The 18456-nt window shown below is 27.7% G+C and carries 5 protein-coding genes; all 5 read left to right on the forward strand.

What is annotated here, in order from left to right:
* Positions 1-80: 80 nt before the first annotated feature.
* Positions 81-3434 carry a hypothetical protein gene (locus Arg41_RS07040; RefSeq protein WP_092343631.1) on the forward strand — a complete coding sequence of 1118 codons (3354 nt, stop codon included), beginning with the start codon at positions 81-83 and terminating at the stop codon, positions 3432-3434.
* 811 nt (positions 3435-4245) lie between these two features.
* The gene (locus Arg41_RS07045; RefSeq protein WP_092343632.1) at positions 4246-7920 is read left to right on the forward strand and encodes a hypothetical protein; all 3675 of its coding nucleotides are present in this window, start codon (positions 4246-4248) and stop codon (positions 7918-7920) included.
* 78 nt (positions 7921-7998) lie between these two features.
* Positions 7999-11568 (forward strand): hypothetical protein, encoded by a 3570-nt coding sequence (locus Arg41_RS07050; protein WP_092343633.1) that lies wholly within the window; start codon positions 7999-8001, stop codon positions 11566-11568.
* A gap of 133 nt (positions 11569-11701) precedes the next feature.
* A complete protein-coding gene (locus Arg41_RS07055; RefSeq protein ID WP_092343634.1) occupies positions 11702-14224 on the forward strand; it encodes a hypothetical protein in 2523 nt (840 codons plus the stop codon).
* A 372-nt stretch (positions 14225-14596) separates the two neighbouring features.
* Positions 14597-18334: a hypothetical protein gene (locus Arg41_RS07060; RefSeq protein ID WP_092490659.1), complete on the forward strand. Its 3738-nt coding sequence runs from the start codon at positions 14597-14599 to the stop codon at positions 18332-18334.
* Positions 18335-18456: the final 122 nt, after the last annotated feature.

Genomic DNA, 18456 nt, shown 5'->3' on the forward strand with positions numbered 1-18456 from the left:
TACTAGAGAAGGTATAAACTATGGATTATTATGCCAAGTTAATAAAGTAAAAATTAATCTCCATAGTTAGGTATTTGTATATGTGTCTATATAATTCAGTTAATAATTTCAATGTAAGTAACGTTGATAAAAATATTAAAAGCGATCAGTGTGGTAGCACTTCTGAACAATCATCCTGTCAATACCCAAACATAAGTAAAAATAAACAGTTAAATTGTTGTATTAGTGTCTTACAAAGATATAAATCATTACATGATATTTTAAATTTGTCTAGTCATGATGAATTATATCAAGAAGATAACTACGAAGAAAAATTATTACCTCCCAATATATTTAAATTGTCCTACTTAAATAACTCTAATTTAACTAATTACCATACTGAACAATTATATACATCTAGTTCTGTAAAGAGAACATTAGCAGAAGATGAACCATCGTCAGTAACAAATTCAAAAAGAATAAAAAAGGAACTTACACTAAAATCATATCGACGCAATAATCTATATGTTTCAGACTTCAATGAAAGTATATATAAAGATGCTATTAAAAAAATAGACATTGATAGTAAAGGAATATTTAAGAATAGTGTACTAGAAGAACTAGACCCCACCATTAAAGATAGAGGGTTTATAAAATCTTCTGCTGATTTATCTGCAACCTATTTTAACTTAAAAAAATATATTTTAGAGAAAGTTAATCCTTTCCTTAACGAAATTACTCCTACTTCAGATATAGTAATAACTCCAGGAATGTCCATCTCAGACTTGATATTTAATTGCATATCCAATAGTAATTTTTTTGAAATGCTTAGTGAAAACTGTAGAAAAATGTTAATAAACATAAGAGCAACCTTTGATGAGGTATTACCCCATATACTTCAAAATTACATCAATTTTAAACACAATGATTCTTTTAAGAAAACTAAAATTTTCCTAAATAAAAAAAAGCTACTCCCAATAGTAAAAGAATTAGTTATAGATACAGTACTAAAATTGCCAGATAGTATTATTCATGCAATTGAAAAGTTTGATCAAAATGAAGTTATAAGTAGTTTGTTCATAGATTTCCATGATGTCTTTATCTCGAAATCATTTATGAAAAGAAATATAATTCCCATCATTAATTCCAATAAAAATAAATTTGTAAATAAAGAAGTTGATAATAATTTAATATTTTTTAATAACTTACTTGAAAAAATAGGAAACTTATTAAAAACGTCTTGTATATTCAATGAAAGAGTAATTTTGCTAGGAGAATATGAGGTAGAACAATTAGCTAAATATCTATTGTCAGATATATGTGGCATGCCAGCTAAATTTCACAAAAAACTTAAATTAAATTTTGGAAATATAGAAGACCACCAAAAACTAATTGATTATGATGATTTAGATAAGCATTGCAAAAAAAACATGGTAACCTCCCCCTCCGTAAAAGAATTACAGCAATTTACAAAAATAAATTTAGAAAATATAGCAAATACCAATAGCTATGAAGTAATTAACAAAATAATTGAAATAGATGGTAGTTTAAAACAAGCAGAAGCTACATCAATCATAAAAAATAATAATCAACTAAGACAATACATAGCAATAAAAGAGTTGAATTTACGGTCATACCATATAAATAATTTGCGCCATAGAGAACACACCTCGAGCATATATGAACATGCTATACAAATGATTAACATTGATAATATGGAATTATTTAAGAATAGCGTACTAAGAAATCTAAATGTGATCATAAAAAGAAGGAATTTTACTAAATCTTTTATCAATCTTTCATTGACATATTCAAATGTTCGTAAATATGTTTTAGATATCATTTCCCCACACATTGATAACATTATACTTACTGCAGATATAAAAATAACTCATGAAATGTCTATTTCAGATATAAAGTATAAATGTCTATCAAATACTGTTTTTTTTAAAAAATTAGATAAAGTCTGCAAAAAAACAGCAGAAAAAATAGTTACTATTCCAGATGATAATTTCTCACATATTATTCAAAGTCACATTAATTTTGATTCTGAAGGGCGCCTAAATATTACACATAGGAAAAATGAATTTTTCTCAGAAATAAAGTCGTTAATTATAGAAACAATATCTAATCTCCCCCAAAGCATTATCAATGAAATTAATAAATTTGAACAAAATGAAATATTAACAGGGGTATTTTCAGTCACACACGGAATACTTTTACCAAAGAATTTGATAAGGACTCTAAATTTACTTTTTAATCGCAATATGCTTTCTTATGATAGCTTCGAATGTACTTTATATCTTAGTAGTATGATTAGAAAAATAGGAAATATAGTAAAAGAATACCCTATATTCCACAAAGGAAAATTGTTTTTTCTAAACGAATATGCAGAAAAAACATTATCTACATACTTATTGGGTGACATATATGGAATTTATGACAAAACAATCACCAAAAAATTAAATTGTGATATAAATTTTATGCCCCTCCTAGGTATATATGAACAGGATTTATCTATGATTGTAATCGACAAAGAAGAGTTTGAAAATTCTTTCATAGATAAACTTAAACAGACAACACAATTAGATAAATATTTCACTAAAAAAGGAAAAGTCGATATTGACCTTTCTTTAACCTACTCTCGCGTTAAAAACTATATGTTGGAAAAGTTTTACCATTTCTTAAAAGAAGTTGAAGAAAATACAAAAATAAAATTGTATCATGGCATGACTTTAGATGATTTGAAAATATCATATATATCAAATGAAAAATTATTTCATCAATTACGAATGTTTTGCAGTGATTTAAACGACTTCATTAAAAATTGCACTAATAGCATATTAATTAATTTGATTCAGTGCGTTGTATATTCAAAGATAGAATCATCACAAAAGATAGTGCTAAAAAAAGATATGAGAGCTGTATTTCATGAAGATATATCAATGCTATTAATTAAAAATATCCCTAAAGCATCAAAAGCAATTGTAACTGCAATTAAATCATTAACTCAATCCAAACTTGTAAAAATGCATTTCTCTTTGCTAGATGGAGTGTACGTTAATAATACATCTTTAATAAAAATCAAATTGGCATTCGAGTATACGCAAAATAAAGTGGAAAATGACAAACTATTAATTAGCTTAGTAAATAAAATTGCTCTAAATGTAAATACTATTGATAAATACGAGCATAGTAGTTTTAATAAAATTATCAATAGTCACATCGTTTTTGAGGATATGACTGCCTATGATTATATAACAAAGTTAGTAAAGGAGGAAATATATGCTCTTAAAAATTCCTTAGCTGCATCCGTGAAGATTATTAATAATGGTAAAATTGAAAATGCCGATCAAAAAATAATGTGTAAAATATTAGGTAATATTGAATCGCACTTAATTGAAATATGCGTAAATTCATACAAAATTTACGTATTAAAACATGTAAATCAATAATTAAGACGCAGCTGACTGTCTTATTTATCTAAACTCCATTCACAATTATGAAAAACACCAAATAACTGCGATGATAAACAATCATCCCATATTTTATGCCTTAAAATACCAACTAAAAAAATATAATTAAAGCAGATCATGAGCAAAAAATAGCATTACATACTTAGCCACCACAAAACACATAACAATAAATACGGTACTACAAGCATTAATAAAAATACAGGGCCAAAATAGCAACACTAACAACAAGTCATTGCATAAGAATAAAATGTATTTTTTATAAGTTACCTATGCACTACGTGCTAACACCAAAAACAACCTTTTACGTAAATTCACTGAAAATAGTAAAATTACATAAGGCAACTGTGCTCAATAAAATTTCTAATGCAAAAGAAAACATAAATACATACATTCTAACTACACCACCCGTGGTAGATTATACACATACTTAATATTAATTAGCAAGGAAAAGACAATGCAATCATGCAACATAAGTGATCATACAATGAATATTATTCATAATAAGATTGAAACTGCAGATAAAAAATAAAATTTTAGAGATACTATGTGTAACTCTATCAACCCATTGTAAATGCAGCGCACATAAATTTACGTATAGGGCCGTATAGGGCATATAAATCAAAATAGGAAATAAAAATTCCTAATAATCACACTTATGGTACTTAAATAAAAGTTTAAAAACATAAATGATGATTTTGAAAAATTATTTTTACTAAAATTAAGATAAGTGTACAATCTACACCTGTCATGAAGAACTGGGTTATTTTAGTTTGTTTAGGTTTTTACATATATGTATCCATATTGTTCAAGCAATAATCTCAATGTAAGCGATGTTAGCAAAGCAGAAAATATTTCAACTAATACTGCTCATGGCACTGACGGTAGTGACCAAGTCCCATGTAAGTACTCGTGCGAAAGTAAGAATAAAGATTTAGATTATTATGCTAGTGTTTTACCTGAAGGTGGGTCTTGCTATGATCGTTTGGATTTTGACACTGTTTCCACCCATGAAAAATTATACCAAGATAATAATTGTGAAGAAAAGTTAGTGCCCCTTAGTGTGTTTGAATTAAATGAGGTATGTGGATCTAACATATTAGAAACAACTATTTGTTCAGGCAGTGAACAACTTACTACTCCTAGCGCACTAAAACGTCCCTTTGTTAAATATGAACCTGAGTTGGAATTATCAAACAAAAAAAGAATACCACTTGTAACAGTTACCGAACCAACAATAGATATCATTGGAAATATCAAACAATCATCACTACAGTACTCAACTAACAAACAACTTAAAAATTGTAAAAAGTTAGAAGGATATGTAACCCCAAAAGAACTAAGATTGAGGTCATATCATCGAAATAATATGTGTCATGCAGAGTTCAATGCAAGCATATATAAAGATGCTATGAAAAAAATTGATATTGATAGTAAAGGGTTGCTTAATGATATTGTATTAGAGGAAGTAAGGAATACCATTAAAAACAGAGATCCTATGAAGTTACGCATTGATCTTTCTGCAACTTATTCAAATGTACGCAGGTATATTTTAGAAATATTTTCTCCATGCATTAATGATATCATTCATACTTCGGATATATTAATAACACCTGGAATGTCTATTTCAGACTTAATGTTTAGTTGTACAACAAATGATGTATTTTTTGATAAATTGCGTGAAAATTGTGAAAAAATATTAAAAAATGAACGTGAAATTTCTAATAGTTCTTTGTCACGTTTATTCCAGAGTTATATAAATTTCTGTTCCGATAATAAGAAAGGAAGAATTAGTTCGCAGAAAAATAAGTTTCTACCAATATTAAGAGACCTGATTATAGGGACAATATCTGATTTACCTAATCGTATTATATCTGAAATTAAAAAATTTGATCCAAGTGAGATAATTAACAGTCTGTTCTTAGACTCTCATGGTGTATTTATATCAAAATCATTAATAAGAAATTTAGTATCTTTTTTTAATTCTAGCAAGGATGAATTTGTATTAAATGTTGATGGTGATAATAATTTAAATTTATTAAATAAGTTGCTTGGGAGAATAGGAAATTTGGTAAGAACGTTCTGTATCTTCCATGAAGAAGTGTTATTACCGAATGAGCCCATGGTAGAATGGATTTCTAAATATCTCCTGTCAGATATGTACGGTATTTCTGCCTCATTTCATAAAAAACTTAAACTAACTACCGTAGATATACCAGAATCTCAGGATGATGTTAGTTTCGAGCCAGAACATAAAAAGCATGTTTCACCTATTAATACTGTCGAAGAAAAGTTTGGTCTATCTGAAGTTGATACTATAGTTTATAACGTCATTAACACCAAAATAGATATTGGATACAATAGTGATCAGGATGAAATAAAATTGCTCAAAAAAGATGAAACAAAGTTAGAAGAGCATACAAAATCAATAAGGTTTAATCTGAGACCTTACAATCGAAGCAACTTGAACTCTGCAGAGTTTACTTCAAATATATACGAAGATGCCATCAAAAAAATTGACGTTGATAGTAATGCTTTGTTTAAAGATGTTGTATTAGAAGAAATAAAAAGTTCTATTGTAGGCAAAGGATTTATGAAATCATCTATCAACCTTTCATTAACTTATTCAAATATTATTAAATATATTTTAGATAAAATTTCTCCTTACATTTCTTATATTATAACTACTTCGGATGTTATAATAAATACTAATATGTCTGTATCAGACATTAAGTATAGCTGTATATCTAATGAGATTTTTTTTAAAGAATTAAGCTATAATTGCATAAAAATTGCGGATGAAATAAAATTAATTCCAGACAATACTTTCTCAAACATAATTCAAAGTCATGTTTCTTTTGGTTCAGATGGACGCTTTAACATTCGTCACAAAAAAAACAAATTTTGCTCAAAAATAAAATTGTTAATTATTGATACAATAAATAATTTACCCAGCAACATTATTAATGAGATTAAAAAATTTAAGCCTCATGAAATTGTTAAAGGCACCTTTTCATGTATTCATGGTGTATCTATATCAAAAAACCTAATGAGAAATTTAAATTTATTTTTCAATTATAGTAAAATTTCAAATGACAGACTTAGTTTAGATTTACTCAAAAATTTATTTATAAAAGTATATAACCAAGTAAAAACATCGTTTATATTCCATGAAGGAAATATTTTTTTTCCAGATGAACCTACAGCAGAAACATTATCCAGGTATCTATTGTCGGACATGTACGGCATTCCTGCCAAGTTTCACAAGAAACTTAAAATATCCCCTGAAAGCAGCGAAAAAACTCATGAGTTCATTGATAGTATTAATTTAGAAAAAGACAATATGGTTAATGAACACATGAATATAGAATCAAAATTGCTAAAAAAATCTATCCTCGCACCTCAAAAAAAATCGAAGTGGGAACCAGCCCTTATAACATCTTTAAATATATATGAACTAGCTTTATCAATGATAAAAATTGACAAAGGAGATTTTGAAAGTTCTTTCATAGATAAAGTTAGACATACATTTTTGATAAAAGAGCATCTTAGTAAAAAAGGAGAAATTAATATTGATTTCTCAATAACATATGCTCGTGTTAAAAATTATATTTTGGAAACTTTTTACCCTTTCTTAAAAAAAATTGAAGAAGAAACAAAAATAAAAATAAATATATATCCCAGTATAACTCTAGATGAATTGCAGTATTCATATATATCAAATGAGAAATTCTTTAGTAAGTTACGTGAGTTTTGTAATAAAGTCACTAAGAACATAGAAAACTGCGCCACTAACAGAATAATTGACTTAATGCAGTGCGTTTTACGTTTAAATGACGGATTCAAAAAAAAAATAGTGCTAAAAAAAAGAAGAAGAGTTGCGTTTCATAAAGATATGGTAAAACTTTTAACTAGAAATATTTCGATAGTACCCGAAGTAATTATAAGTTCCATCAAATCATTACCACGCCCTAAAATTGTGGAGGAATATTTATCTCCTTTTCACGGTATATATATTGACAATTCATCATTATTAAAATTAAAATCGGCCTTTGATTTTACTCAAAAAAAAATAATTTGCGATCCGGTATTAGCTGGACTAGTTGATAGAATTTCTCTGAATATTATTGATAAATTTGGAGATGGAAAGAATGCCTGCATATCACTCTACCTGTATAAGATTATTAATAGCTATACTGTTTGTGGAGAATTATCCACGTATAACTATATAAGAAAATTAGTAAGAGATGAATTGCCAATTATTAAAGACAAGACTCTTAATGATCCTATCATGATTATGCATAATGACAAAATCGAGGCCGCAAATCAAAGAATGATATCTGAAATATTCGATAAAATTGAATCAGATCTAATTGGAATATCTATAAAATCATACAGAGAGCTGTGCATTAAAACATATAAGTCAAAATTAAATACAGTAATTTTAAAAAAATTATTTTTACTATAATTGATATGGGTGTACAATCCTTACTCCAGCTGTAGGTATTCTTTTGTCTTTTGTTTTTTTACTTCTTAGGTTCTTTGAATGTATCCATGCCGCTCAACAAATGATTTTGATGTAACTAATGCCGATGAAATTAAAGATATTGCAAGTGATAGCAGTGTTAGTAAAGTATCTTGCATAAATCAATGTGAGAATAAAGATCAAGAATCGTATAATTACGTAGGTTTTTTTCCAGAATCTGGATCTTTACATGATTTTTTAAAACTTCCTACTAATGATAATTTATGCCAAGATGATAGTTGTATAGAAAGATTATTAGTACCTGATGTTTTTAGCGACACCTTTGAAAACACTAAGTTAAGTAAATCTGAACTGGTAAGCGCTACTGATAGCTGTAATGCTCATCAGTCTAGTGCCAAAAAACTTCCACTAGCTGAATATGAAGCATCTTCAACAGAATTAATCCCTAAAACAGAAGATATTCAAGACACAGATAATGGAAAATATTCTGATTCGTCATCTGTAATGTTTACCGAAAGAAAACACAATGTATATGAAATGTCAGGAATACACGTAGTAAGAAAAGAACTAAAATTAAAATCGTACCATAGGAATAATTTGTCTTATAAAGAAACCAACGCAAATATATATAGAGATGCTATTAAAAAGATTATTGTTGATAGTAATAAATCATTTATTAATTTTGTGTTGGAAAAAACAGAAAATAACTTTAAAAGAAAGACTATCGTAAAATCGTCAGTTGATATTTCCAAAACTTATTCAAATCTTAGAAAGTATATCCTGGAAAAACTTTCGCCTTTCATTGATGAGATAATGCCTACTGCAGATATATTGATTAGTGCTGAAATGTCTGTTTCAGATTTAAGATCAGCTTGCATATCGAATGATGTTTTTTTTGAAAAATTACGTGAAAACTGCGAGAAAATTGTTACAAATATTATTTGCACTTATAATGATAATCTGGAACATATATTCCAGTCTTCTATTAGATTTGAAGCAACTAATGACTTGAGCGGAATGCATAAGGATGTTTTGTTTATCCCAAACAAGAGTATCTTTATTCCGAAATTAAAAGAGTTAATTATCGATACAATATCTAATTTACCCAACAGCATTATTAGTGAAATTGAAAAATTCAGTCAAAATGATATTGTGGACAGTATCTTTTTGAACGTGCATGGCATATTCATTTCAAAATCATTAGTGAGAAACATAAATTATTTTTTCAAATCCAATAAAAATAAACCGATAAGTAATGATTTTGATGATAATTTAAATTTATTTAATGTATCGCTTGGAAAATTAGAAAGGTTAGTAAAAGAATCATGTATATTTCACGAAAAAGTCATTTCACCTAATGAATCTATAGTAAAGCTATTATCTAAATATCTACTCTCTGATATGTATGGTATATCTAGCAAATTTCACCATAGACTTAAGGCTTGTGATGAAAATGTAGAAGAGTCTGATGATTTTCCGGAAAATGAATTTGAAAATGAGGCCAAACAAACCGAATCAACTCTAGCCGCAAAAAACAGCATTCAGTTAGAAAGATTCATAACTTTAAAAGAATTAAGACCTAGAGTATACCATCGTAATAGATTTATTTTTAGAGAATTTACTGCAAATATATATGAAGATGCCATTAAAAAGATTGATGTTGATGACAAGGGATCATTTAAGAACATTTTATTAAATGAGCTGGATAGCTATATTACAAAGAGATGGTTTGTAAAGTCATCTATGGATATTTCATTAACTTATTCAAATGTTCGCAAGTATGTTTTAGATAAAGTATCTCCTTATATTAACGACATTTTAAAAAACATGGATGTATTAATAACTGTTGGAATGTCTATATCTGATATGAGATTTAATTGCACTTCAAATGAAGTTTTTTTTGAAAAATTGCGTGAAGGCTGTGAAAAAATTGAAAAAGATACAAGAATGATTACGGACGATGTTTTGTTAAAAATAATTCAGTCTAATATAAGCTTTGGTTCTGACGGACGAATAAACATATCTCACTTTGTTAGGATAAACAAAATTTTATCTGAATTAAGGACATTGATAGCAGAGACAGTATCTAATTTACCAAATAGCATTATTCACGTAATAAAAAATTTCAAACAAACTGAAGTTGTAAAAGGTTTGTTCTTAGATGTTCATGGTATATTTGTCTCCCGGCATTTAATAAGGACCCTGAAGTCATTCTTTGATTTTAACAAAGTAGAAGAAAGCTTTAAATATGATGTAGATTTTTTTAATAATTTGCTCATAAGATTGGTAGAAAAAGTTGATGAATACCCCGTACTTCATCAAGGAAAACTATTCTTTCCAGACAAGTATACGACAGAAATAATATCTAGGTATTTGTTGTCAGATGTGTATGCTATTACCGCCAAACTTAGAAAAAAGATTAAAATATCTGATAAAACTGAAAACAGTGAAGGTGAAGAAGAATTTAAGGAGTCCATTAACATTGTTAATGTTAATCCTAGTTATAAAAATAATGTGGCACCAATGGTTTTACCCCAAACTATGGGGGCACAATCCATTGAAAAAGAAACAGATCTTTCAAACGAAAAATTAAAATGGGACCCAACTCTCATAACATCTTTAAATATATACGAATTAGCTATATCAATGATTAAAATTGATATAGGAAATTTTAATCATTCTTTCATAGATAAAATTAAACATTCACCATTGGTTAAAAAATATCTTGAAAAAAAGGGAAAAGTCAACATTGATCTTTCTGTAACGTTTGATCGTATAAAAAGTTATATTTTGGAAAAATTTTACCATTTCTTGAAGGGAATAGGAGAAGGAACAAGATTGAAAATAAAATTGTATCAGGGCATGAGTATACGTGAACTAGAAGATAACTACGTATCAAACGAAGAATTCTTTAGTAAGTTACGTGAATTTTGTGCTAGCCTAACCGAGAGTATTGAAGGTATTACTGATACTACATTAATTGATCTTATGAGATGCTTTATACTTTCAGAGTCTAGAAGACCAAAGAGACTGGTAATAAATAAAAGCATGGCAATAAAGTTTCATGAGGACATAGCACGAATATTAATCAAAAATATTTCTAATCTCCCGGAAATGATTGTGAGTGCCATTAAATTATTGCCAAAATCTACTCTTGCTAGAGAGCACCTATCCCCCTTTTATGAAATGTATATAGACAATATTTGGTTACTAAAAGTAAAGTCGATATTTGATTGTGCTCATGATAAAATAATTGATGATCCACTATTAAGCTGGCTAGTAGACAAGGTATCTACTGATATGATTGATAAATTTAGCACTGGAGATAGAACGAAAGTATCAAAGCAGCAGTATAAACTCATCAATGGTCATATTGCCTGCATAAAGCTATCTGCATATAAGTACATAAAAAAAATAGCAAGGGATCTTATGACTGCACGTAAGGACGATATTAGTGCTCCTATCCTTATTATGGATAATGATGAAATTAAGACAGCTGATCCAAAAACTAGACGTAGGATATTATGTATGGTTGAATTGAGCTTAATCTCAGTATCCATAAATATATATAGAAAGCTATGTCTTGACGCCTACAAGTCAAAAATAGAAAACAAATGCTTGGATTTATGATATTTAAGTAAAATTTATGCCGTCAGTACAATAGGTTTTGAAAAATTTATTTTCACTTTAATTGATATGGATGTACAATTGCCACTAAACTTGCTGGTGTTGATTTGTTTTTTTGTCATTTAGGTCACAATATATGCATCCGTATCACACAGGAGATAATTTTACTGTAGGTGATGTTGATGAAAAAAAAGATATTACAAATTACCAAAATTGCTACTCATGCAAAGATCTTTTAGAGTTACATCAAAACTATAATTATACGGAAGAATTGTTGCTTCCTGATATATTCAAATTAGATAAATTAGAAGAAAGTAATTTAAAGGTAGATATTAATAATTGTTACCCTGAGAAACCACATGAGTCTTGTTCATTGAAGAGACCATTTAATGATGATGAAACACCATCAATAAATATAAAAAGGATAGGTATTAACCTTATCATTGATAACAATGAAGAGGAAGGTACATCATATTCAACATTTAATGAACGAATGACAATAATAAAAAACATTGAACAATCAGCGCAGTCACCTGAGGTACATATGTGTACTAATCTAACGACCAAGACTAAAGGTCTTGATTCCTATAGAGCACCTACATCTATTGATGTAAAAAATATACACATTAAACACGAACTACCTTGCTATGCAGTAAAAAAAGAACTGAAATTAAAATCGTATCGTCGAAATTACCTATCGCGTAGCGAATTTACCACAACCATATATAAGGATGCCATTAAAAGCATTGTAGTTGATGCTGATAATTTGTTTAATAAGGCTGTATTAGAGAAGATAAGGACGAATTATCTTAAAAATAAAATAAAATATTTAGTAAAATCAAAATTATCTATTGACCTTTCCCGAACTTATTCTAATGTGCGAAAATATATTTTAAAGAAACTCTATCCTTTTCTTGACGATATTATTCTCACCCTAGATGTACCAATAACACCTGGCATGTCTGTTTCAGAATTGAGGCATAATTGCCTATCAAATAAAATTTTCTTTGAGAAATTAAGTAAAAACTGTAGAAAAATTGCAGAAGATGTACGTATGAGCACCTATGATTCTTTGTCGCATGTATTTCAATATAGTATTAGTTTTTACTCTAATGACAGTACAAACTCCACTTGCGAAAAGATTAATTTCTCCCCATTGAAAAAAAAATTCCTACCTGAATTAAAGATTTTGGTTATGAATACAATATTTAATTTACCAGACAGTATTGTTAGTGAAATTAAAAAATTTGATAGAAATAATATTTTGAATAGTTTTTTTTTAAAAATGCATGGTATATTGATATCCAAATCATTGATAAGAAATCTTGAATTACTTTTTAATTCCAATAAAAACAAATTTATAAATGGTGGATCTGATGATGACTTAGATTTATTTAACGACCTACTAAAAAAAATAGGAGAATTAGTAAAAACATCATATATTTTCGATGAAGTGGTATTTTTTCCAGACAAACCTACACTTGAAAAATTATCTAAATATCTATTATCAGACATATATGGTGTATCTTCTAGATTTCATAATAAACTTAGTTTATTTAATGAAAAAGCAGATGAGCGTCAAGTCTCAAATGATAATAATTACAATAAAAGCTCAGAAACTAATATTTATGTAAAAGAAAAATATCAACTTTCAGAATTAAGCAATATAAAAAAATCAGATCCTGTAACATCAAATATAGCGGATAAAGAGATAGAAATTAGCGATAAATACAAACATAGTAAGATAGTAGAAAAATCACCCATAAAAAATTCTAGTCAACTAGAAGGAGGAGTGATTTCAAGAAGATTCAATCTTTCAGCCTACCATAAAATCAACTTATTTTCTACCAAAAATACTGTGAGTATATATGAAAAAGTCATTGAAGTAATATGTATTGATGATGAAGAAACATTTAAGAATAGTGTATTAAAAGAACTTAATGGTGACATAATAGGTAAAGGATTTATAAAATCATCAATAGATGTTTCATTAGCTCATTCAAATATTCGCAAGTATGTCCTAAATAAAGTATCACCATATATTAACGATATTATAACTACCACAGACATTTTAATAACTCCTGATATGTCTATCCACGACATGAAACTTAAATGCATATCCAATAACTTTTTTTTTGAAAGGTTGCGTGAAATATGTGAAAAACTAGTAAGAGATGCTCATTTAATTCCAGAAACTACTTTCTCAAATATAATTCCCACTCACATTAATTTTGGCTCCTCTGGGCGCATAAGCATTCGTCGCAAGAAGAACAAATTTTACTCAGAAGTAAAATCTTTGGTCATGGAAACAATATCTAATTTGCCTGATAATATTATCAATGAAATTAAAAATGTTAAAGAAGGTGAGATTATAAGAGGTTTATTCTCAAAGATACATGGCGCATTCTTATCAAAATCCTTAGTAAGGAATATAAAATTGATGTTTGACTCTAACAAAATTCAAAGTAAGGGTAATTTTGATTTATTCGACAAATTACTTATAAAAATACTAAATTTAGTAAAAACATCACTTATATTCCACGAAGGAAAATTAGTTTTTCCAGACATCTACGAGGCTAAAACAATATCTAAATATTTACTCTCAGATATGTATGGTGTTCATTTTAGATTTAATGAAAACCCTCAGAAAATATTGTAGAGCACACGATATACCATATTAACAAACTCTAAATACATCAATATATTTATTTAATATTGATAACGAATTCACAAAACTAAAAATGTGAAATTTAAATTTTATGTCTTTATATAAATATATAAACTACCCCCAAATAGTAAGGAAGTTGATTAAAATTGTTACTACCTCAGAATAGTATGAGATATATAATCTAGTAAGTAAATGATAATTAACAATTTGATATAAGTATAATATCCTTTGATATCAATTTTTTAAACTTTAATTATACCAAATTAATAATAGTTAATTTAATTATTACTTTATGATATATTTATTAGGACAGGTGTACAATTCAGGCAGTGTAGTTTATTTTTATAATTTAGGTCTTGCTACATGTACCCGTATAATTTCGATAGCAATTTTACCGCAAGCAACGTCGACGAAACTAACAATACCACAGGTGATATTAACAATAGTACAGCTGATCAAATACCACAAATAAATATATTACCAAACAATGACCAAGATTTGGATTATTACCTCAGTATTTTAGCAAATGATAATTATTATCTTAGTATTTTAGCAAAGGATAGATCATCCTGTGATTTTTTAAACATCTCCACTAATGATAGCTTACCTCAAAATAGTGATTATGAAGAAAAACTACCTCTCTTTAACTACCATGAACAACCATCTACATCTTATGATGTTAGCTGTGAATTTAACGAATATGCCCCTCATTTAGCACAACCAATCCAAGAAGAAAATAGTTTTCATGATATTGGGGATAAAGAATTTTGTGATACTTATGATACATCGCATCTAGCATTTGCTGAACAAATTACAACGGCTCCCATTACAAAAAACATTGAACAATTTTCACAATTCTACACAACTGATAATAAAAATACTAACTGTGAGCAACCAAAACAATCTGTGGTAAAAAAAGAACTAAAACTAAGATTATATCGTAGAAATAATTTATCTTATAAGGAATTCAATGCAAGTATATATAAAGATGCCATTAAAAAAATTGATATTGATGATAATAAATTATTTAGAAACAGCGTATTAGAAGAAATTGGTAATTCTCTAAAAAATAGAGCTGTTATAACTTCATCTATTGACCTTTCTGTAACCTATTCAAATGTAAGAAAATACATTGTAGAAAAATTTTCTCCTTACCTTAATGAGATTATACCTTTTACAGATATATTGATAACCGAAAACATGTCTTTTTCAGATTTAAGATCTGCTTGTATATCAAATGACATTTTTTTTGTAAAACTTCGTGATGGTTGCGAAAAAATTGTAAATGATATACGTGTAACTTCTGATGATTATTTATCACATATATTTCAAAGTTATATTAATTTCAGTTCAATGGATTACTCAAATTCTAATTATAGTAATGTTAAGCTTCTTCCGAAGAAACATAAATTTTTGCCGAAATTGAAAGAATTGATCATAGATACGATATCCAATTTGCCCAATAGCATTATTGGAAAAATTGAAAAATTTGATGAAAATGAAGTTAAAAATGGATTATTTTTAGATTTGCATGGTGTATTTTTATCCAAATCCTTAATAAGGAGTCTAAGCTCATCCTTCAATTCTAATAAAATTAAATTTATAAATGGCAAGAATAACGATGATTTAAATTTATTAAATAGTTTATTTGAAGAAATAGTAAATTTAATCAAAACATCATGCATATTTCACGAAAGAATAATTTTACCAAATGAATCCATAGTAGAAAAACTATCTAAGTACTTGTTATCAGATATGTATGGCGTGCCTGCTAAATTTCATAAAAAACTTAAATTATCCACTAAGGATAAAGAATTAAGTGATAACATTAATTTGATAAATGATTACCCGACTGGTAGACCAAATGATGTCTCTGAGAAAAAAGAACTGCAACCAACAAAATTATACTTAGAAAATATGACAGCTACCGTGATATCAACCCCAGTAGATAAAGTAATAGGGAGCCCCCATGAACTTGAACAAATTTCAACAGCATCAGTAACAAAAAATATTAATCAGCCAGAAAAATATATAACACCCCAAGAATTAAAAATAGGACTGTATCGACGAAATAAATTTCTCCAAAGAGAACTTAGCTCATGTATATACGAAGATGCCGTTAAAAAAATTAACATTGATAGCGACGAATTATTTAAAAAAACAGTGATAGAAAAACTAGAAGGTTATATTGTTAAGAAGGGATTTGTTAAGTCATCCCTAGACATTTCATCGACTTATTCTAACATTCGCAAATATATTTCAGATAAAGTTTCTCCTTATATTAGGGAGATTATAGCTAATTCGGATATATTAATAAATTTTGGCATGTCAATATCAGATATTAAGCACAATTGTATATCAAATATAGTTTTCTTCGAAAAATTACGTGAAAACTGTGAAAAAATTATAAAAGATATAGTTTTTATCAGGGATGATCATTTCTCTAATATACTTCAGACCCATATCAATTTTGGATTTGATGGCCGTTTAAATATTTCCCGGAGAAGAAATAAGTTTTACTCGGAACTAAAGTTGTTAATTATAGAAACAATATCTAATTTGCCCAATGATATCGCCCAAGTAATTAATAATTTTAACCAAAGTGAAATAATTAATGGTCTATTCTTAGAAGTACATGGCGTAAGCATATCTAAGTCACTAGTAAGAAATTTAAGTTTATTTGGTAGATCGCACAAACTCCTAAGCGATAATTTAAATGAAAATTTATATTTACTTAGTATTTTACTTGGAAAATTGGTAGATATAGTAAAGAAATCTTTTATATTCCACAAAGGGGAGTTATTTTTCCCAGACACTCATTCTGCAAATATTCTATCTAGATATTTGATATCAGATATGTATAATATTCCATCTACACTTCATAAAAATCTCAAACTGCTAAATGAAAATATACCAGAATCTGAAAAATTAACTAAAAAAGAAGAATGCCATAAATATATTAAGATTATTAATTTAGGTAGTAGCTACAAAAATAATCTTGATTTTTCTACAAATTTAAGCTCCCAATTGTTAGAAGAAACAACACTCAATTCAAAAAAAAATTCAAAATGGAATCCTAATTCGATAACATCTTTAAATATATATGAACTTGCTATATCGATGATCAATATTGATAAAGAAGATTTTGAAAAACATTTTATGGATGAAATTAAAGATGTACCCTTAGTGGAAGAATACATTAGTAAAAAGGAAAAAGTATATATTGATCTTTCCGCAACATATGATCGGGTTAAAAGTTATATTTTGGACGCATTGTACCCTTTTTTGAAAAAAAATGAAGAAGAAACAAAAAACAAAATAAAAATATATCATGGCATAACTTTAGATGAGTTAGAACAAGCATATACATCAAATAATGAATTCTTTACAAAATTACAAAAGTTTTGCAGCAAAATTGTAAATAACGTTAAAAACTGTGTCGATAGTACATTAGTTGATCTAATACAGTGCTTTATACATCCAGAAACAGAAGGAGGGAAAGCCCAAAAGATAATCATGAAAAAAAACAGTAAAATTAAGTTTCACAGATATATGGCAAAAATGATAATTAAAAATGTTTCAAACGTTCCAGAAATAATTATAGGAGCAATAAAATTATTACCCAGGTCTAAACTTGTAAAGGAACATCTATCTCCTTTTCATCATATATACGTTGACAATTCATCTCTACTAAAAGCAAAATTATTATTTGATTCTACACATAAGAAAATAACTGATGACCCACTACTAAGATGGTTAATAGACAAAACATCCACAGATATGATTTGTAAATTTAAAGAAGAAAAAAGTATAACACCCTCAAAACGAAGTAATAAATCTATTAATTCTAATGTTGCTCGCAAAAAAATATCAACATACCGTCATATAGGGAAATTGGTGAAAGAGGAGATGATAGTATTTAGAAATACCATAGGTGATAATATAATTATAATGCATCACAATATAATCGAAATAGCAAACCAAGACATAAAATGTAAAATATTAGATAAATTTGAATCAGATTTGATTACATCTTCTGTAAAACTATACAAAAAATTATGCACCAAAGCATATAAGTTAAAGTTGAAAATTACTCATTAAATATAGATATTTAATTAAATATGTTTGTAATAATTTATACTTTAAAACATACAAATCAATAAAAGTAGATAACATATCCTATGCTTATTTACATATATCCCAAAATCAGAAAGTAAATACAT

The organism is Candidatus Ichthyocystis hellenicum (genome assembly GCF_001460935.1).
GTDB classification, from domain to species: domain Bacteria; phylum Pseudomonadota; class Gammaproteobacteria; order Burkholderiales; family 2013Ark19i; genus Ichthyocystis; species Ichthyocystis hellenicum.

Bases quoted from the DNA above. Each gene is read 5' to 3' on its own strand.
- Arg41_RS07045 (WP_092343632.1), top strand. From the start codon at position 4,246: ATGTATCCATATTGTTCAAGCAATAATCTCAATGTAAGCGATGTTAGC.
- Arg41_RS07040 (WP_092343631.1), top strand. From the start codon at position 81: ATGTGTCTATATAATTCAGTTAATAATTTCAATGTAAGTAACGTTGAT.
- Arg41_RS07050 (WP_092343633.1), top strand. From the start codon at position 7,999: ATGTATCCATGCCGCTCAACAAATGATTTTGATGTAACTAATGCCGAT.
- Arg41_RS07060 (WP_092490659.1), top strand. From the start codon at position 14,597: ATGTACCCGTATAATTTCGATAGCAATTTTACCGCAAGCAACGTCGAC.
- Arg41_RS07055 (WP_092343634.1), top strand. From the start codon at position 11,702: ATGCATCCGTATCACACAGGAGATAATTTTACTGTAGGTGATGTTGAT.